This is a genomic window from Pseudoxanthomonas sp. (genome assembly GCF_035999195.1).
Classification (GTDB): domain Bacteria; phylum Pseudomonadota; class Gammaproteobacteria; order Xanthomonadales; family Xanthomonadaceae; genus Pseudoxanthomonas_A.
This window is the reverse complement of the sequence record NZ_DASYGY010000009.1, coordinates 2,060,585-2,078,760: the sequence shown is the minus strand read 5'-3', so window position 1 is coordinate 2,078,760 and position 18,176 is coordinate 2,060,585. Positions and strand designations below refer to the sequence as shown.

The window sequence follows — 18,176 nt, the reverse complement described above, 5'->3', positions numbered from 1 at the left end:
CGAGTTTCGCAGATTCGGGAGGGACGTAGATTCATGGATTACGGTGAGACGACGATCGACGACGGCGCATTGCCCGTGCTGTACGCCGATGCGCAGATCGCGGTGGTCAACAAGCCCGCAGGCGTGATGGCGCACGACAGCAAGCTGGCGCGCGGCGAGACGGACTTCGTCGCCGACCGCCTGCGCGTGCAGTTCGGCAAACCGATCTTCCTGATCCACCGGCTCGACCGCGCCACCAGCGGCTGCCTGCTGGTCGCCTTCGACCGGGACAGCGCCTCGACGCTGGGCAAGGTGCTGATGTCGCGCGAGGTGGAGAAGGACTACCTGGCCGTGTGCCGGGGCTGGCCGGAGCCGGATTTCATCGTGGACCACGCCATCGACGGTGGTCCGGGCAAGCCGGAGAAGAAGCCCGCGCTGACCCGCTTCGTGCGGCTGGCGACCGGCGAGCTGCCGTTGCCGTCGGGCGATTTCGAGACCTCACGCTATGCGCTGCTGCGCTGCCAGCCGGAGACCGGCCGCTTCCGCCAGATCCGGCGACATCTCAAACACGCCTTCCATCACCTGATCGGCGACACCAGCCACGGCGACGGTCGCCACAATCGCCATTTCCGCATGCACGGCGTGCACCGCATGCTGCTGCACGCGGTGCGGCTGTCGTTCCCGCATCCGTCGACCGGCGAGCGCATCGAGGCGGTGGCGCCGCTGGATGCGGAGTTCCGCAAGGCGTATGCGCTGTTCGGGTGGGAAGCCGATCTGCGCTGACGCGGCTGTGCTGTCTGTAGGAGCGACGTCAGTCGCGACCGCAGAAACGAAATGCCTGGATCGTGGGATCCAGGGGCAGCAGTATCGGCGTGTGTCCTCGCGCTGAAACGCCAGTAGCTGCCAAGGCGTGTGGTCGCGACTGACATCGCTCCTACAACGAACAACCAACCCGCAACGTCAGGCCACCCGCATCGCCGCCAGCACCATCAGGGCCACGGCGCACAGCATGCCGAGCAGCCAGACGAGGCTGCGCAGCGACTGCTTGTCGGCCAGGTAGAACACGCCATGCAGCACGCGTGCCACCACGAAGGCGATGGCGAGCGGGGTAATGGTGTCGGCCGGCACGCCGGCCAACTGTGCCATCAGCACGCCGGCGACAAAGGCGGGGAACGCCTCGAAGCCGTTGAGGTGCGCGGCGTTGGCGCGCTGCACCTTGTAGTTGCCGTCCTGCTTGGCCATCCACGCGCGCGGGTTGCGGTTGTTGTAGCGCTCGCCCGAACGCTTGGCGATGAAGACCCACAGGTACGGCAGCAGGGCGGTGATCAGGATGCACCAGTAAGCGATCGACATGACGTTTCCCTCCGAGGATGGCGAAGCCTAGTGCGTGGGGCGGGTGGGCGTCCATGGGAGGTCTCCCTCCCCGGGCGCCGGGGTGGGTGTGAGGGATGGCGGAAGTAGGGCGTGGGAGCGACGTAAGTCGCGATGGGCGCATCGGTAAAGCCTCATCGCGACTTACGTCGGTCCAACAAGAGAGCTCACCGGCTGATCGCGGGAGTGGGGCAAAGAAAACGGCGCCCTGCGGCGCCGTCTTCGTATCGCATCACGGTAGCCGGATTACTGCTTCGCCGGCTCCGCCTTCTTCATCATCGCGTCGCGCGCGGCCTTGAACGGGTTGCCGTCGTACCAGTTCGGCCACGTGTTCTCGACCGCCAGGTCCTTGCCCACGCCGTACAGCGCCTGCAGGTCCTGCACCACGCCGTCCAGCTTCCAGCCGTCGTGCACTTCGTCGCTGGCCTGGTGGTAGCGCTTGGCGTACTCCTCGCTCGCCGCCTTGCCCGCCTCAACGCCGCCGTCGAGCAGGTCGTTGCCGCCCTTGGCGTACAGCGCCGGCACACCGGCCTTGGCGAAGTTGAAGTGGTCGCTGCGGAAATAGTAGCCGCCGGCCGGGTTGCCTTCCTCGGCGAGCACGCGGCCCTGCTGGTCGGCATAGACCTTCAGCATGTCTTCCAGCTGCGAGTTGCCCTTGCCGGTGACGACGAAGTCGCGCGACTTGCCGCCCACGCTCATCGCGTCGAGGTTGATGACGCCGGCGATCTTGTCGAGCGGGAAGGTCGGGTGCGCGACGTAGTACTTGGAACCGAGCAGGCCGGACTCTTCCAGCGTCACCGCCACGAACACCACCGAGCGCGCCGGCTTCGGATCCTGGTGCGCGAAGGCTTCGGCGATCTCCAGGATGCCGGCCACGCCGGTGGCGTTGTCGACGGCACCGTTGTAGATGTTGTCGCCCTCTTCGCCTTCATGCTTGCCCAGGTGGTCCCAGTGCGCCATGTACAGTACGGCCTCGTCCGGCTTGCTGGCGCCGGGCAGCACGCCGATGACGTTGCGCGAGGTCTTCTCGGTGATGGTGCTCTTCACCGCGGCGGACAGCTGCGCCTTCAACGGTACCGGCTTGAAGCCGCGCTTGCCGGCGCTGGCGTAGGCGGCCTCGAGATCGAGACCGGCATCGGCGAACAGCTGCTTCGCGGCCTCGGCGCTCAGCCAGCCCTGCAGCGGGATGCGCTTCTCCGGGTCGTCCTTGGCCGGCAGGTCGTACTGCGCGCCGGACCAGGAGTTCTTCACCACGTCCCAGCCGTAGCTGGCGCCGGCGGTGTCGTGCACGATCAGGGCGGCAGCGGCGCCCTTGCGTGCGGCTTCCTCGAACTTGTATGTCCAGCGGCCGTAGTAGGTCATGCGGTTGCCGCCGAACAGGGTTTCGTCCTTGGCGTGGAAGCCCGGGTCGTTGACGAACATCACCACGGTCTTGCCGGTCCAGTCCTGGCCGGCGTAGTCGTTCCACTGCTGCTCCGGCGCATCGACGCCGTAGCCGACGAAGACCAGGTCGCTGGCATCCAGCTTGACTTCGGTCTGGCCGGTACGGGTGCCGATGACGTAATCGGTGCCGAACTTCAGGTCGCGCTTGCCGGCGGACGTGGTCAGCGACAGCGTGGTCGCGGCCTCGTCGGCGGTGGTTTCCACCATCGGCACGTCCTGGAAGTAGCTGCCGTTGTTGCCCGGCTGCAGGCCGATGCGCTTCATCTGCGCTTCCAGGTAGGCGGCGGTCTTCTCCTCGCCGACCGAACCGGGGGCGCGGCCTTCGAACTCGTCCGAGGCCAGCGTGTTCACCATCTCGGCGAAATCGCCTTCGGTGATGTCGGCGGTGAAGGCATGCGCCGCGGCGGGCAGGGTGGCGGCGTCGGGCGCGACGGCAGGGGTCTCGGGCTCGCGCTTGCACGCGGCCAGCGCGGCGGCGGTGGCGAGCACCAGCATCAACTTGCGGGACATCGGGATTCCTCAACGGACGGAATCCCGATTCTAGCGGTAACGGGGGAGTCCGGCTTTGCGCGAACAGCGCCCCCATCCCAACCCTCCCCCGCGAGCGGGGGAGGGGCAGAAAGGCTTATTCGGCCGGTGCGGTATCGGTGCTGTACGGCTTGGCGGTGGCGCCGGTCACCGGGCCGATCTTCGCGCTGGTGTGCACGTACAGGGTGACCGGGCGCTCGAACACCAGCGGGCCTTCGACCACGGCGTTCGGTCCGATGATGATGCGCGGGTCGCGCTTGGGCTTGAGGCTCCAGCCCTGCGGCTTCTCGACCTTGATGCCGCCCTTTACCTGCGAGCCGATGCCCACGGTGATGTCGCCGTTGACCGTTTCGATGCCGCCGGCCAGCTGGGTGGCGACCAGGCCGATGGCGCCGTTGACGGTCTCGATGCCGCCGCCGACGGTGGTGCCGCGGTCGGTGAAGATGCTGCCGTTGACGGTTTCCACGTCCTTGCGGACCTGCACGTCCTTGCCGACGCGGATGGAGCCGTTGACGGTCTCCAGCGAATCGACGCGTGCCTTGTCGCCGACGTTGATGCTGCCGTTGACGGTGCTGGCGTCTTCGGCGGTGGCGCCGTCGGCGATGCGGATGCTGCCGTTGACGGTGTCCAGGTCGCCATAGGCCTGGCCGGCCTCGGCGGTGATGCTGCCGTTGACCTTGGAGATTTCCTGCTGGGCCAGGGCAGGCGTGGTGGCCAGGGCCAGGGTCAGCAGCAGCGCGGTACGGGGACGGATCATGGGGTTGCCTCTCGGGTGGTCTCGTATCGGTCTGATGCGCCGGTGCGGAAGAGGGTTTAAACGCCGGCGTGCGGACAAGGATGGCACCATGCTTCGCTACAATCGTCACCTGCCTGAAGTCACTGGAATCCTGCCGTGTCCGCATCCCCTGCGTCCGTGAAGCGTCCCAAGCCCGTCGTGCTGCTGATCCTGGATGGCTGGGGGCATCGCGAAGACCCCACCGACAACGCGCTGGCGCAGGCCGACCTGCCGAACTGGCGCCGTCTGCTGGCCACTGCGCCGCACACGCTGATCCACACCGAAGGCCGCCACGTGGGCCTGCCCGACGGGCAGATGGGCAACTCCGAAGTCGGACACATGAATCTCGGCGCGGGCCGCATCGTCTACCAGGACCTGACCCGCATCGACGCCGCCATCGAGGACGGCAGCTTCTACGCCAACGCCGAACTGGTCGCCGCGTGCGACGCCGCCAGGGCCGACGGCAAGACCCTGCACGTGTTCGGCCTGCTGTCGCCCGGCGGCGTGCACAGCCATGAGCTGCACCTCTTCGCGATGCTGGAACTCGCCAGGCGCCAGGGCGTGCCGCGCGTGGCGGTGCATGCCTTCCTCGACGGCCGCGATACACCGCCGAAGTCGGCCGAGCCCAGCCTGCGTGCGCTCCAGAACCTGTGCACGAAGCTCGGCAACGCGCATATCGCCTCGGTCAGCGGGCGCTACTACGCGATGGATCGCGACAAGCGCTGGGATCGCGTGCGGCTGGCCTGGGATGCGATGGTTGAGGCGAAGAGCGAGCACCATGCCGCCAGCGGCATCGCCGCGCTGGACGCGGCGTACGCGCGCGGCGAGAACGACGAATTCGTGCTGCCCACCGTCATCGACGGCGCGCAGCCGATGGCCGACGGCGACGCGGTGGTCTTCATGAACTTCCGCGCCGACCGCGCGCGCCAGCTGACGGCGGCGTTCGTGTCGCCGGCGTTCGACGGCTTCGACCGTCGCGTCCCTGCGCTCGCGCGTTTCGTCTGCCTGACCGAATACGACGCCAAGCTGCCGGCGCCGGTGGCATTCGCGCCCGACGATCTGCGCCGTACCTTCGGCGAGCTGCTGGCCGAGGCCGGCCTGGCCCAGTTGCGCATCGCGGAGACGGAGAAGTACGCGCACGTGACGTTCTTCTTCAGCGGTGGACGCGAGGACGTGTTCGCCGGCGAGGAGCGCATCCTGATCCCCAGCCCCCAGGTCGCCACCTACGACCTGCAGCCGGAGATGAGCTGCCCGGAGCTGACCGAGAAGCTGGTCGATGCCATCGGCTCGGGCCGCTTCGACGCGATCGTCTGCAACATCGCCAACCCGGACATGGTCGGCCACAGCGGCGACCTGCAGGCCGCGATCCTGGCCGCGCAGGCGGTGGACAAGGCCGTGGGCGCGATCGACGCCGCCGTGCGCCAGGCGGGCGGCGCGATGATCATCACCGCCGACCACGGCAACCTGGAAATGATGCGCGACCCCGCCACCGGCCAGCCGCATACCGCGCATACGGTCGGTCCGGTGCCGCTGATGCTGGTGCAGCCGGAAGGCGCACCGGCCGCCACGCTGCGCAGCGGCGGCGCGCTGCGCGATGTCGCGCCGACGCTGCTGCAGCTGCTCGGCCTGCCGCAGCCGGCCGAGATGAGCGGTCGCAGCCTGATCGACGCCTGATGCCGCATCGCAACCGGCTCGCATGCGGCGTGCTCCTGCTCACGGGGCTGACGCTGGTCGCGCCGGCCCCGGCGCAGTCCCCGCGCGAGGCCGAGCAGAAGCTGCAGCGCGTGCGCAGCGAGCTGAAGTCGATCGCCCAGGAACGCCGCAAGCTGGAAGGCGAGCGCGGCGCCGCCTCGCGCCAGTTGCGCGAAGCCGACGAACAGGTCGGCCGTACCACGCGCTCGCTGGCCGAGACCGAGGCGGCGCTGCGCCGCGAAGCCGCCGCCCTGGAAGACCTGCAGCGCAAGCGCGACGCGATGCGGGCCCGCCAGGCGACCCAGCGCGCTCAGCTGGCGGGACTGGTCCGCGCGGCCTACCAGCGCGGCGACGATGCACCGCTGAAGGTGCTGCTGTCGCAGGATCGCGTGGCCGATGCCAACCGCCTGCTCGCCTACCACCGCTACGTGCAGCGCGACCAGGCGCGCCGCATCGAATCCCTCAATGCCGAGCTGGCCGCGTTGGACCAGGTGGAGCGCGACATCGTCGCCCGCCAGGCCGAACTGGATGCGGCGCGCACGAAGCAGCGCCAGCAGGTGTCGCAACTCGAGAAGGATCGCAAGGCGCGCGCCCGCTTGATGGCCGACCTGGACCAGCGGTACCAGGATCGTGCGAGCAAGGAGAAGGCGCTGGGCCAGGATGCGCGTTCGCTGGAACGCCTGTTGGCGAACCTGCGCGCCGCCGCCGCGCGTGCCGAAGCCGAACGTCGTGCCGCCGCACGTCGCGAAGCCGCTGCCGCCGCGGCGGCACAGAAGCGCGAGGGCGGCAGTGCGGCCGCACGTACCTCGCGCGCCCCGGCGCCGCGCCCCGCCGTGGCATCCGCTCCACCGCTGAAAGTCGGCGGCCTGGGCTGGCCGGTGTCGGGCAATCTGTTGGCGCGCTACGGTGGCCGCCTGCCGGACGGGCGCGCCAGTACCGGCGTGCTGATCGGCGCGCCCTCGGGGACCCCGGTCACCGCGGTCGCCGACGGCACGGTGGTGTTCTCCGAATGGATGACCGGCTACGGCCTGATCCTCATCCTCGACCACGGCAATGGCTACATGAGCCTCTACGCGCACAACGACAGCCTGCTCAAGGACAGCGGCGACCGGGTGAAGCGTGGTGACGCGGTCGCGCGTGTCGGTACGTCCGGTGGCCAGGGGCAGGCCGCGCTGTACTTCGAACTGCGTCGCAACGGCCAGCCGGTGGATCCTTCCTCGTGGCTGCAGCGGCGATGAACGGCGTCGCCGGCCGTAACCCGGCTTGAACATCCCGTCCGCGCGCCTTCACGCATAATCGGGATGAACTCCGCGGGCGTTCGCGGTGTCCATCGTCCGCCCTATCCGGAGCTCCGCGCATGCTGCAGCGTCTTCCCCTGGCCCTCCTGACCGTCGCCCTGCTCGCCGCGCTGCCGGCGCAGGCGCAGCAGCAGGCACCGCGGCCGGAGACGCCGCCGGTGGTCGCGCCCAGCGACGATCCGGATGCCGCCGAGAACGCACCCAAGGTGCCGCTCGAGGAGATCCGCCGTTACGTGGCGGTGTTCAATGCGGTCAAGGAAGCCTACGTCGAGCCGGTCGAGGACAGGAAACTGATGCAGTCCGCCATCCGCGGCCTGCTGCTCGATCTGGATCCGCACAGCACCTATTTCGACAAGGCCGATTCCGAAGCCTTCGACGAGCAGGCCAACGGCGCCTATGAAGGCATCGGCGTGGAGTTGATGCAGCAGCCCGACCGCACGCTGCTCGTGGTGTCGCCGATCGACGGCACGCCGGCGGCCAGGGCCGGCATCAAGTCCGGCGACCTGATCACCGCGATCGACGGCAAGCCGATCAGCGCCCAGGACGGCATGGAACCGCTGCGCGGTGCGCCGGGCAGCAGGATCGTACTGACCATCGTGCGCGAGGGCACGCCCAAGCCGTTCGACGTCAGCCTGGTGCGCGACACCATCCGCGTGGCCAGCGTGCGCAGCCGCGTGCTCGAGCCCGGTTACGGCTACGTGCGCATCAGCGCGTTCCAGACCGACACCGCCGCCGAGTTCCAGAAGCAGGTCGACACGCTGCAGCAGAACGGCAAGCTGCGCGGACTGGTGCTGGACCTGCGCAGCAATCCCGGCGGCCTGTTGCTGGCGGCCGTGCAGATCGCCGACGACCTGCTCGACACGGGCAATATCGTCAGTACGCGCGGACGCCTGTCGATCAGCGATTCCAAGTTCGATGCCACGCCCGGCGACCGCCTCGGTGGCGCGCCGGTGGTGGTGCTGGTCGATGCCGGTTCCGCCAGCGCCTCGGAAGTGCTGGCGGGCGCGCTGCGCGACAACGGCCGCGCCCGCGTGGTCGGCAGTCGCACCTTCGGCAAGGGCTCGGTGCAGACCGTGCTGCCGCTGGACAACGGCGACTCGGTCAAGCTGACCACGGCGCGCTATTACACGCCCAGCGGCAAGTCGATCCAGGCCAGCGGCATCGTGCCGGACGTGGTGGTGAAGCCGGAGGCGGGCGGCAAGCCCGGTTCGGTGGTGGAACAGGACGGCCAGCTGTACGTCACCGAAGCCACGTTGCCCGGTCACCTGCGCGGCGATGATGAGGGCGCGGCCGGCTACGTGCCGGGCGACGTGCTGGAGGGCGACGCGCCGATCACCGCGGCGCTGGCGGAATTGAAGAAGGTGGCGGCGACGGCGCGGGGGCCGTCGGATCCGCAGCGACGCTGAGCAGTGCGGTGTGGGAGCGACGTCAGTCGTGAACTCCGTCAGGCTGCATCGCGACTGACGTCGCTCCCACAGGATGAACGACTTTGCTGTTCAGCGCGGCTTCGCCGGCATCGGGAACGGCGTGACCACCTTCTCGCCGGTGGCGGCATCGCGGATCGCCGACTGGCCTTTCCGTTCGACCTCTTCCACCCGGATGATGCTCTGCATCGGCAGGTGCAGCACCAGGGTGTTGCCGAACTCGTCGCGCAGGCGTTCTTCGGTGGGATCGACCACCAGCCCCTCGTGCATGTCGAACACCAGATCCGCGACTTCGGTGAAGCCCCACAGCCCGCTGGCCGCCACCTTGTGCGCGTACAGCTCGTAGACCTTGGTGTGGTTGTGGAAGGTGATCTTGTAGAGCGTCTTCTTCATGCGGCGATTATAGGAGTGAGGGGAGAGGAGTGAGGAGTGAGCGACGGCCGCCGCTTTTGCTCACTGCTCACTCCTCTCCCCTCACTCCTGCCTTCAATACCCTTGCCGCTTGCGCATCCGCCGCGCGATCGCGGCACGCACGAACAGCGCGAACACCACGCCGAACAGGAAGCCAGCGATATGCGCCCACCACGCCACCGCGCCGAAGGCCGGGCCGGTGTAGGCGAACACCACCTGCAGCAGCGCCCAGATGCCGATCAGCAGCGAGGCGGGCGCTTTGACGAATTCCAGGAACAGGCCCAGCGGCAGCACCACACCGAGCTTGGCGGTGGGAAACAGCGCCAGATACGCACCGATCACCGCCGAGATCGCGCCGCTGGCGCCGATGATGACGCGGTCCGGCGTGCCGATGCTGAGCACGGCGGCCACGTTGGCCACCGCACCGCCCACCAGGAACAGCAGCAGGAACCGCCACGGCCCCATCGCCCGCTCCGCCGGCAGGCCGAAGATCAGCAGGAACACCAGGTTGCCCAGCAGGTGCGCCCAGTCCGCGTGCAGGAACAGGGCGGTGAACAACCGCAGTACCGTGCCGCTCTGCAGCGACGCCAGCCAGACCTCCGGCGCCACCATGCCGCCGGTGAGCGCACCCCAGCGGTTCAGCAGATGGCCCTGGGCCGCGTCGCCCAGCGTCAACGCCCAGCAGAAGGCGGCGGACAGCAGGACCAGCAGCGCCGGTGTGGCCCAGCGGACCGGCGGTTTGCGGCGGGAAGGCAGGGAGACGAACATGCGGCCCGCACTGTAGCGGGTCGGCGCCGCACTGCCCATGGTGCGGCGCAACGAAACTGAATAGGGGCAATGACTTACGACGGATTGTTAGAGTTTAGTTAGCGGGTATACTGCATACGGCGTCGTATGTCGGGAGGGGCTTCCGGCAGGCCGAACGGGTGGACCACAACATCCGCGGCCTTGAACGACGCAGGTGCTCATTACCCACGTCTCCGGAGACATTCCATGGAATTTGCTAAGAACCTCACCCGCGTCTCGGCGCTGGCCCTCGGCATCGCCGGCGTCCTCGCCTATGGCGACGTCCACGCGGCCGCCTTCCAGCTGAAGGAAAACAGCGTCAAGGCCCAGGGCCGCGCGATGGCCGGTGCCGCGTCCGCCAAGGGCGACGCCTCGGTGGTGGTCAACAACCCCGCCGTCATGTCCACCTTCACCGAGCGCACCCTGCAGGCCGACGTCACCGCGATCGACCTGTCCTACGAATTCACCGGTACGGGTACCGCCGCCACCGGCACCCCGTTCCAGCAGCCGCTGACCGGCGGCAACGGCGGCGACGCCGGTGACGTGGCCGCCGTGCCGGCCGCGTCCTTCATCCTGCCGCTGAGCGGGGACTTCGAGTACCTGACGCTGGGCATGATGATCAGCGCGCCGTTCGGCCTGAAGACCGAATACGACGCGGGCTGGAAGGGCCGCTACCACGCGTTGGAATCGGACGTGAAGATCGTCGACCTGACGCTGGCCGCCTCGCTGGAGCTGAGCGACAGCTTCTCGGTCGGCGCCGGCCTGATCTACGAACACGCGGACGTCACCCTGTCCAACGCCGTGGACTTCGGCACCATCATCTGCGGCCGCAGCCCCGCCGCGTGCGTCGGCCCGACCGCGCAGTTCGGACCGCAGCGCAACGACGGCTTCGCCAGCATCAACGGCACCCACAATGGCCTGGGCTGGATCGTCGGCATGAACTGGCGTCCGACCGACAAGCTGTCGCTGGGCTATTCGCACCGTTCCGAGGTCGACCATGAGCTGGACGGCGACGCGGTGTTCGAAGTGCCGGCCAACGTCCGTGCGGCGCTGGGCAACGGCATCTTCATCAACGGCGGCGGCGGTGCCGACCTGACCACCCCGGCGATCGACGCGTTCAGTGCCACCTACTACGCCACCGACCGCTTCACCGTGATGGCCGAGGTCACCCGCACCGACTGGTCGTCGCTGCAGGAAATCCGCATCGAGTTCGACAACCCCGCCCAGCCCGACTCGGCCGAAGACTACAACTGGGACGAGAACTGGTTCTATTCGATCGGCGGCGAGTACAAGTTCAGCGACACGTTCACCTTCCGCGCCGGCGTGGCCCGCGACGACTCCCCCGTCAGCCGTCCGTACCGCACCCCGCGCCTGCCCGACCAGGACCGCATGTGGTACTCGCTGGGCATGACCTGGAACGTGTCCGAGCACTTCGAGCTGAGCGCCAGCTACGTGAAGATCGACATCGTCGACACCCCGGAAGTCGACCTGACCACCAGCACGCGCGCGCGCCTGGTCGGCGACTTCGAAGGCGGCGCCGACCTGTTCGGTGTGTCGATGCAGTACAAGTTCTGATCGCAGCACGGATCCGGACCACGAGAAACCCCGCTTCGGCGGGGTTTTTCTTTGCTGCGCAAGCGTGCGGTCCGTAGCGTGCGCCGTGCGCATGAAGGGTTCATGCATCGTGCGAACGGCGCACGCCACGTCAGCACCCTCCCGGCATGGTGCTTTGAAGCCCCTCCCCCCTCGGGAGAGGGGTTGGGGTGAGGGTCGGCGGAGTGGCGAAGGCTCAGCGGTCCGCACACCCTCATCCGGCGCTGCGCGCCACCTTCTCCCGCAGGGAGAAGGATCAGGCAGGCGTAGCGTGCGCTGTGCGCACGACACGCGATGACGGGTTCATGCATCGCGCACGCTACGTCGGCACCCGCCCGGCATGGCGCTTTGGAGCCCCTCTTCCCTCGGGAGAGGGGTTGGGGTGAGGGTCGGCGGGGTGGCGAAGGTTCAGCGGTCCGCACACCCTCATCCGGCGCTGCGCGCCACCTTCTCCCGAAGGGAGAAGGATCAAGCAGCCGTAGCGTGCGCTCAGCGCACGCTACGTACGCCTGGCGTTCGAGCCCATCTCCCGCCGAGAGCGCCTGGCGCACAGCGCACGCGATGCCGTCAGTACGGCAGCCCCGCCACGTCCAGGTCGATCGACCACAGGCTGGCCGCGCCGGTGAGGAACAGCGTGCGGCGGTCCGCGCCACCGAAGGCCGCGTTGGTGATGTTGGCATCCACGCGGATGGTGGCCAGCACCTTGCCGGCGGGCGAGAACACGCGCACGCGCCGGTCGCCGTGTTCGGTGACGTACACGTTGCCCAGGCAGTCGATGGCCAGCCCATCGCCGCCGCTGATGCGTGCCAGGTCGCGTCCCTTGTCGGGGGCGCCGTCGTGCAGCGGGTAGGCGCGCAGCACATCGCCGTCGTCGGTGCCGCCGGCCACGTACAGCGTGCCGCCGTCCGGCGACAGGGCGATGCCATTGGGATTGCGCAGGGTGTCGTCGACCACCGTCGTGGTGCCGGCATGGTGGCGGTAGACGCGCGTGCGCGGCTGGCCACCGGGCGCGGCCTTGCGCTGGTAGTCGGGATCGGTGAAGTAGAGCGTGCCGTCGGCTGCCATCACCAGGTCGTTCGGCGAATTGAACGGCGCACCTTCAAAGCTCGATACCAGTGCCGTGCGCGTACCGTCGGCCAGGTCCACGCGTGCCACCTGCTTGCGGTCGTGCGTGGCGGCGATCAGATGGCCCTCGGTGTCCAGCGCCAGGCCGTTGCTGCCGCTGTCCTCGACCACCGTCTCCCAACGGTCCGGCGGGGTGAATCGCCGGATGCGCGAAGGAAACGTTCCGGTGTGGACAAAGTCGGACAGGTACAGCGATCCCTCCTTCCACACGGCGCCCTCGTACAGCCGGTCCTGGTCGTCGTCGACCTTCGCCGCCGCCACGCGCGTGGCGGTGAGGTCGCCCGAGGGCGGCCGGCCCGGATCGGCAGGGCAGACCGAGCGGTAGGCCGAGGCGTGCGCGAGCGGCGCGATGCCGCACAGGAGCAGGGCAAGGGCAAGGCGATGGCGACGTGGCATGCAGGGGAGTCTCGGGTTCAGGCGGGGTGCCAGCGTACCTCGATCCGGTTGCGCCCCTTGTGCTTGGCCGCATACAGCGCCTCGTCGGCCAGCCGCATCAGCGTTTCGTAGGGCGCATGGCGGTCGGCGGTGAACGAGATGCCCAGGCTGACGGTCACGCGGATGGTGCGGCCGGCCGGGGCGAACTCCAGCGCCATCACCTGCTGGCGGATGCGTTCGGCCAGTGCGTGCGCGGTGTCGGCGGACGTGTCGCGCAGCACCAGCATGAATTCCTCGCCGCCCAGCCGCGCGAACACGTCCTCGCTGCGGATGCAGCCGCGCACCACGTCGGAGAACCGCCGCAGCACCAGGTCGCCGGTCTCGTGGCCGTGATCGTCGTTGACCATCTTGAAGTGATCCAGGTCCAGCACGATCACCGCCAGCCCGTACTCGGACGGCATCCATTCGCGCTGCACCTGCAGTTCGTTGTCCAGGCCGCGCCGGTTCAGCGCACCGGTCAGCGGATCGAACAGCGCGCTTCGCCGCAACGGCTCCGCCGCGCGGAAGCTGGCCAGCATCAGCATGCAGAAATTGAGCATGAACCAGATCGAGAGGTCCAGGTTCACCCACAACGGATTGGGGCCGTAGCGGCCGGTCAGCGCCGCCAGCAGGTCGCCGCCATACAGCCACAGCAGCACCACGCAGCCCGCCATCATCAGGCGCGCCGGCACGTGGTCGGGCGCCGCGCGCAGCACGAACAGGTGCCGCAGCATCACCAGCAGCACGATCACTTCGGTGGCGCTCATCGCCGCGCCCTGCGCATCCACGCCGCCGTCCACGACGATGCCGACGAGCGAGAAGCCCAGGCACAGCGGCAGCAGTGCGCGCTCCCAGCGCATCAGCGGACGCTGCTGCACGAACTGGATCATCGACCACGCCAGCCCCACCAGCCCCGCGCACGCCAGCAGTCCACCGGCGCCGGCGATCCCGTCGGCCAGCGCCTCGCTGCCGGCGCGCTCCAGTGTCTGTGCGGTGCCGTCCAGCATCGCCGCACCGAGCGAGTAGAGGAAGTGCGCCACGCCCCATGTGGCGATGCCGCGCACCCCGCGCGAGACCTTGCCCACGTAGAAGAACAGCGCCAGCAGCACGGCGGCGAGCGCGCAGTCGCTGAGCAGCAGGTTGTAGAAATCGGTGGTCATGCGGTGGGGGATCTTGCTCGCGCAGGCGCATCCTGTCGCTGCCAGAACGCAAAAGGCGACGCGATCCGGCAGCACGCGTTCCGCTGAGTGGTCGGTCGCCCCAGCATCACCGTGCGCGGTGGCGCCTGTCATTGCCGTGGGTCACGCCCAAAGAAAAAGCCCCGCGCGAGCGGGGCTTCGTGGGCAGCGGGGTGGCGGCGTGCGCCGCCGCGTCAGTCGCCCAAGGTGAGCAGCGAGGCGTTGCCGCCGGCCGCCGTGGTGTTGACGGTCACCGTCTTTTCGGTGGCGAAGCGGGGCAGGTAGTGCGGCCCGCCGGCCTTGGGGCCGGTGCCGGACAGGCCCTGGCCGCCGAAGGGCTGCACGCCGACCACGGCGCCGATCTGGTTGCGGTTGACGTAGACATTGCCCACCTTCACCCGTGCCGCGATGCGGTCGATGGTCTCGTCGATGCGCGAATGCACGCCCAGGGTCAGGCCGTAGCCGGTGGCGTTGATCTGGTCGATCACGGCGTCCAGCTGGTCGGCCTTCCAGCGCACCACGTGCAGGGCCGGCCCGAAGATTTCCTTCTGCAGCTGGTCCAGCGATGTCAGTTCCCACGCGCGCGGCGCGAAGAACGTGCCGTGCGCGGTGTCCTCGCCCGCGTTGGCCTGCTTGATCAGGCGCGCCTCGCTGGCCATGCGCGCGGCGTGGTCCTCGAGGATCTTCAGCGCGTCGGCGTCGATCACCGGGCCGACGTCGGTCGACAGCAGGCCGGGATCGCCGACCTTCAGTTCGTCCATCGCGCCGGCGAGCATCGTCATCACCTTGTCGGCGATGTCGTCCTGCACGAACAGCACGCGCGCGGCCGAGCAGCGCTGGCCGGCGGAGGTGAAGGCCGAGCCCATCGCGTCCTTCACCAGTTGCTCCGGCAGCGCGGACGAGTCGGCGATGAAGGCGTTCTGGCCGCCGGTCTCGGCGATCAGCGTGGCGATCGGACCGGCCTCGCGGCCGGCGAGCGCACGGTTGATCGCACGCGCGGTCTCGGTGGAGCCGGTGAAGGCGACGCCGGCCACGCGCGGATCCTGGGTCAGCGCAGCGCCGACGGTGGCGCCGTCGCCGGGCAGGAACTGCAGCACGGCCTCGGGAATGCCGGCTTCGTGCAGCAGCTTCACCGCCGCGTGGCCGATCAGGTTGGTCTGCTCGGCCGGCTTGGCGATCACGCTGTTGCCGGCGGCGAGCGCGGCGCTGACCTGGCCCAGGAAGATCGCCAGCGGGAAGTTCCACGGACTGATGCAGACGAACACGCCGCGGCCCTGCAGCTGCAGCTGGTTGGATTCGCCGGTCGGGCCGGGCAGCTGCTCGGGCGCGCCGAACTGCATGCGTGCCTGCGCGGCGTAGTAGCGCAGGAAGTCGACCGCTTCGCGCACTTCGGCCACGCTGTCCGGAATGGTCTTGCCGGCTTCCTTCACGCACAGCGCGATGTAGTCGGGCATCCGCTGTTCCAGCAGGTTCGCGGCGTGCTCGAGGATCGCGGCGCGGCTGGCGGCCGGCGTGCGGTCCCAGGCCGGCTGCGCGGCCACGGCATTGGCCAGTGCCTTCTCGACGGTACCGCTGTCGGCCGGCTGCCATTCGCCGACGGTCTGGCGGCGGTCGGCCGGATTGGTCACCGGCAGCGCCGCCGTCGACACGACGGCGCCCGGCACCAGCGGCGCGGCGCGCCACGGCTTGACGGACGCGTTGATGCGCTCGGCCAGCGCGCGCAGGTCGTTGTCGTTGGCGAGGTTGGCGCCCATGGAGTTGTTCCTGTCAGAAGAGGCGATGGGAGCCGGCTGGCTCCGGAAAAGGTCGACCGGCAGCGGGATGCGCGGATGGGGAATGGATTCGAATTCCGACACCGTCTGCACCGGGTCGCGCACCAGGTCCTCGATGGCGACGTTCTCGTCGGTGATGCGGTTGACGAAGCTGCTGTTGGCGCCGTTCTCGAGCAGGCGGCGCACCAGGTAGGGCAGCAGGTCCTCGTGCGAGCCGACCGGCGCGTACACGCGGCACGGCGTGTCGAGGCGGTGCTTCGGCACCACCTCGGCATACAGGTCGTCGCCCATGCCGTGCAGCTTCTGGTGTTCGTACGGGCGGCCGTCGGCGATGAAGCGGATCGCCGCGATCGTCTGTGCATTGTGGGTGGCGAACATCGGGTACAGCACGTCGCCGTGGTCGAGCATGCGGCGCGCGTTGGCCAGGTAGGACACGTCGGTATTCGGCTTGCGGGTGAACACCGGGTAGCCCGGGTGGCCGTCGATCTGGGCGCGCTTGATCTCGGCGTCCCAGTACGCGCCCTTCACCAGGCGCACCGGCATGCGGCGGCCGACGCGGCGGGCCAGGTCGGCGAGGAAGTCGATCACGTACGGCGTGCGCTTCTGGTAGGCCTGCACGGCCAGGCCGTAACCTTCCCAGCCGTCCAGCGACGGATCGGAGAAGGTGGCTTCGATCAGGTCCAGCGACAGTTCCAGCCGGTCGGCCTCCTCGGCGTCGATGGTGAAGCCGATGCCGTAGGACTTGGCCAGCTGCGCCAGCTCGAGGATGGCCGGCGCCAGTTCCTTCATCACCCGGGCGCGCTTGGCGTGCTCGTAGCGCGGGTGCAGCGCGGACAGCTTGATCGAGATGCTGGGGGCGGCGAACACGTCGGCGAAGGGGCCGGTACGGCCGATCGCATGGATGGCCTGGCGATAGGCCTCCAGGTAGCGGGCCGCGTCCTTGGTGGTCAGCGCGCCCTCGCCCAGCATGTCGAAGGAGTAACGGTAGTCGGCGTTCCCGCCCTTGCGGCTGCGCGCCAGCGCCTCGTCGATGGTGCGGCCCATCACGAACTGGTGGCCCATGATCCGCATGGCCTGGCGTACGGCCAGGCGGATGACCGGCTCGCCCACGCGGCCGACCAGGCGCTTGAAGGCGCCGGGCACGTCGGCACGGGTCAGGTCGTTCAGGTTGACCAGCTTGCCGGTCAGCATCAGCCCCCAGGTGGAGGCGTTCACCAGCACCGAGTCGCTCTGGCCCAGGTGCTTCTCCCAGTCCGCGTCGCCCAGCTTGTCGCGGATCAGCTTGTCGGCCGTGTCCTGGTCCGGGATGCGCAGCAGTGCCTCGGCCACGCACATCAGCAGCACGCCTTCCTCGCTGCCCAGGTCGTACTGCCGCATGAAGGCCTCGATGGCGCCCTGGTCCTGGGCGCGTGCCCGGACTCGCTTCACCAGGTCGACGGCCAGTTTCTGCGCCTGGATCTGCTCGCCGGCCGGCAGGCGGGCCTGTTCCAGCAGTTCGCGGACGTGCGTGGTCTCGTCGCGCAGCCAGGCGGCGGTGATGGCGGCCCGCAGGACGGACGGCGGCGCGGGAAGCTCGGGGGAGATGATGGCGCCGGCCGCCGGGGCGGCGGGCGACGGGACGGGCGAAGGGGTCGGCATGACGGCAGGGCAGTCCAAAGGCAGTCCATTAGTTTAGGGCCGCGCGGGCAGCCCGGATATGCCCGCCGTGCCGGCTTCGGGGGGTGCGGCGGGGCGCATCGGCGAAGCGGTGATCGTGGTCGCGGAAACCTCCCCGGACGACGGCGGAGGGCGCGCGTGCGGGGCCGGCGCGCCTTGTCCTTGATCAATGCAACTTGCCGCGCCATGTGCCCGGGGGCTACCATTTAACGGTTTTCCGCAGCCCGGAGCGCGTGGCGGGCGACATGATCGAAGTGGTGCCGTCATCGTGGGACGGACACGGCGCGCAGCTCAGGCTGCGGCCGCCGCGGGCGCTGACGCGCCGCCAGTTCGTGATGTTGTTCGGGGCGCTCTCGGGTGCGATGTGGATCGTCGCCATGCTGGGCTGGTGGGGAGGCAATGCCTTCGCGCCGGCTTTTGCATTGCTCCATTCGGCCATCGTGGCCACGGCGCTCCGCACGCTGTGGCGCAGTGGCGAGCGGGGCGAGGAGATCCGCGTCGGCCCCGATGCGGTGGAGGTGGTCACCTCCGGTGCCGGGGTCGTGTTCCGGGCGCATCCTTACTGGGTCCGCCTGTGCATCGAGCGGGGAAGCGAAGGGATTTCGCTGGCATCCAGCGGCAGGCGGGTCCGGGTAGGCGACTTCCTGGGACCGGCCGAGCGCCGGGAGCTGGCGGACACGTTGCAGGATTTACTGGCGGCCGCGAGCGGCCGCAACCGATGACGCATTGGG

General features: G+C 69.1%; 12 protein-coding genes and 2 pseudogenes. 6 read left to right on the top strand and 8 right to left on the bottom strand.

What is annotated here, in order from left to right; genetic code table 11:
- The first annotated feature begins 33 nt into the window (after positions 1-33).
- Positions 34-762, top strand: coding sequence for a pseudouridine synthase (locus VGN58_RS16675; protein ID WP_327484291.1), 729 nt, complete (start codon positions 34-36; stop codon positions 760-762).
- 177 nt (positions 763-939) lie between these two features.
- Here the strand turns inward: VGN58_RS16675 and VGN58_RS16670 are convergent, their stop codons facing one another.
- The 3 genes from VGN58_RS16670 to VGN58_RS16660 form a co-directional block, all read right to left on the bottom strand.
- Complete coding sequence (locus VGN58_RS16670) at positions 940-1,332, bottom strand: MAPEG family protein (RefSeq protein WP_327484290.1); 393 nt, start codon at positions 1,330-1,332, stop codon at positions 940-942.
- Between the two features lie 264 nt (positions 1,333-1,596).
- Positions 1,597-3,303: a M28 family metallopeptidase gene (locus VGN58_RS16665; RefSeq protein ID WP_327484289.1), complete on the bottom strand. Its 1,707-nt coding sequence runs from the start codon at positions 3,301-3,303 to the stop codon at positions 1,597-1,599.
- 115 nt (positions 3,304-3,418) lie between these two features.
- Positions 3,419-4,075, bottom strand: a complete 657-nt coding sequence (locus VGN58_RS16660; protein WP_327484686.1) for a hypothetical protein — start codon at positions 4,073-4,075, stop codon at positions 3,419-3,421.
- 159 nt (positions 4,076-4,234) lie between these two features.
- Here VGN58_RS16660 and gpmI point away from each other — a divergent pair, with 159 nt between their 5' ends.
- The 3 genes and pseudogenes from gpmI to VGN58_RS16645 all read left to right on the top strand — a co-directional run.
- Positions 4,235-5,770 carry a 2,3-bisphosphoglycerate-independent phosphoglycerate mutase gene (gene gpmI / locus VGN58_RS16655; protein ID WP_327484288.1) on the top strand — a complete coding sequence of 512 codons (1,536 nt, stop codon included), beginning with the start codon at positions 4,235-4,237 and terminating at the stop codon, positions 5,768-5,770.
- Positions 5,770-7,026 (top strand): murein hydrolase activator EnvC family protein, encoded by a 1,257-nt coding sequence (locus tag VGN58_RS16650; protein ID WP_414710811.1) that lies wholly within the window; start codon positions 5,770-5,772, stop codon positions 7,024-7,026. The genes gpmI and VGN58_RS16650 overlap by 1 nt, the downstream gene beginning before the upstream one ends.
- Positions 7,027-7,145: 119 nt before the next feature.
- Positions 7,146-8,465: pseudogene (locus tag VGN58_RS16645) on the top strand (S41 family peptidase); the annotation flags it as partial.
- A gap of 117 nt (positions 8,466-8,582) precedes the next feature.
- Here VGN58_RS16645 and VGN58_RS16640 read toward each other — a convergent pair.
- Together VGN58_RS16640 and VGN58_RS16635 are read right to left on the bottom strand one after the other, a co-directional pair.
- A complete protein-coding gene (locus VGN58_RS16640) occupies positions 8,583-8,903 on the bottom strand; it encodes a DUF1820 family protein (protein WP_327484286.1) in 321 nt (106 codons plus the stop codon).
- A 93-nt stretch (positions 8,904-8,996) separates the two neighbouring features.
- A pseudogene (locus VGN58_RS16635) lies at positions 8,997-9,560 on the bottom strand (rhomboid family intramembrane serine protease); the annotation flags it as partial.
- 354 nt (positions 9,561-9,914) lie between these two features.
- Between VGN58_RS16635 and VGN58_RS16630 the strand changes: the two are divergent.
- Entirely contained in the window at positions 9,915-11,282 is a 1,368-nt protein-coding gene (locus tag VGN58_RS16630) for an OmpP1/FadL family transporter (protein ID WP_327484285.1), read from the top strand.
- Between the two features lie 585 nt (positions 11,283-11,867).
- Here the strand turns inward: VGN58_RS16630 and VGN58_RS16625 are convergent.
- The 3 genes from VGN58_RS16625 to putA form a co-directional block, all read right to left on the bottom strand.
- The gene (locus tag VGN58_RS16625; RefSeq protein WP_327484284.1) at positions 11,868-12,821 is read right to left on the bottom strand and encodes an SMP-30/gluconolactonase/LRE family protein; all 954 of its coding nucleotides are present in this window, start codon (positions 12,819-12,821) and stop codon (positions 11,868-11,870) included.
- A 17-nt stretch (positions 12,822-12,838) separates the two neighbouring features.
- Positions 12,839-13,999 carry a GGDEF domain-containing protein gene (locus tag VGN58_RS16620; RefSeq protein ID WP_327484283.1) on the bottom strand — a complete coding sequence of 387 codons (1,161 nt, stop codon included), beginning with the start codon at positions 13,997-13,999 and terminating at the stop codon, positions 12,839-12,841.
- A gap of 212 nt (positions 14,000-14,211) precedes the next feature.
- Entirely contained in the window at positions 14,212-17,427 is a 3,216-nt protein-coding gene (gene putA / locus VGN58_RS16615) for a bifunctional proline dehydrogenase/L-glutamate gamma-semialdehyde dehydrogenase PutA (protein WP_327484282.1), read from the bottom strand.
- 263 nt (positions 17,428-17,690) lie between these two features.
- On the opposite strand from putA, the gene VGN58_RS16610 reads away from it, so the two are divergent.
- Positions 17,691-18,167: a DUF2244 domain-containing protein gene (locus VGN58_RS16610; RefSeq protein WP_327484281.1), complete on the top strand. Its 477-nt coding sequence runs from the start codon at positions 17,691-17,693 to the stop codon at positions 18,165-18,167.
- The last annotated feature ends 9 nt before the right edge of the window (positions 18,168-18,176 follow it).

What these genes read in the sequence shown, in the direction of transcription:
- VGN58_RS16675 (WP_327484291.1), top strand. Translation starts at nt 34, where the DNA reads ATGGATTACGGTGAGACGACGATCGACGACGGCGCATTGCCCGTGCTG.
- VGN58_RS16670 (WP_327484290.1), bottom strand. Translation starts at nt 1,332, where the DNA reads ATGTCGATCGCTTACTGGTGCATCCTGATCACCGCCCTGCTGCCGTAC.
- VGN58_RS16665 (WP_327484289.1), bottom strand. Translation starts at nt 3,303, where the DNA reads ATGTCCCGCAAGTTGATGCTGGTGCTCGCCACCGCCGCCGCGCTGGCC.
- VGN58_RS16650 (WP_414710811.1), top strand. Translation starts at nt 5,770, where the DNA reads ATGCCGCATCGCAACCGGCTCGCATGCGGCGTGCTCCTGCTCACGGGG.
- VGN58_RS16640 (WP_327484286.1), bottom strand. Translation starts at nt 8,903, where the DNA reads ATGAAGAAGACGCTCTACAAGATCACCTTCCACAACCACACCAAGGTC.
- VGN58_RS16630 (WP_327484285.1), top strand. Translation starts at nt 9,915, where the DNA reads ATGGAATTTGCTAAGAACCTCACCCGCGTCTCGGCGCTGGCCCTCGGC.
- VGN58_RS16625 (WP_327484284.1), bottom strand. Translation starts at nt 12,821, where the DNA reads ATGCCACGTCGCCATCGCCTTGCCCTTGCCCTGCTCCTGTGCGGCATC.
- VGN58_RS16620 (WP_327484283.1), bottom strand. Translation starts at nt 13,999, where the DNA reads ATGACCACCGATTTCTACAACCTGCTGCTCAGCGACTGCGCGCTCGCC.
- putA (WP_327484282.1), bottom strand. Translation starts at nt 17,427, where the DNA reads ATGCCGACCCCTTCGCCCGTCCCGTCGCCCGCCGCCCCGGCGGCCGGC.
- VGN58_RS16610 (WP_327484281.1), top strand. Translation starts at nt 17,691, where the DNA reads ATGATCGAAGTGGTGCCGTCATCGTGGGACGGACACGGCGCGCAGCTC.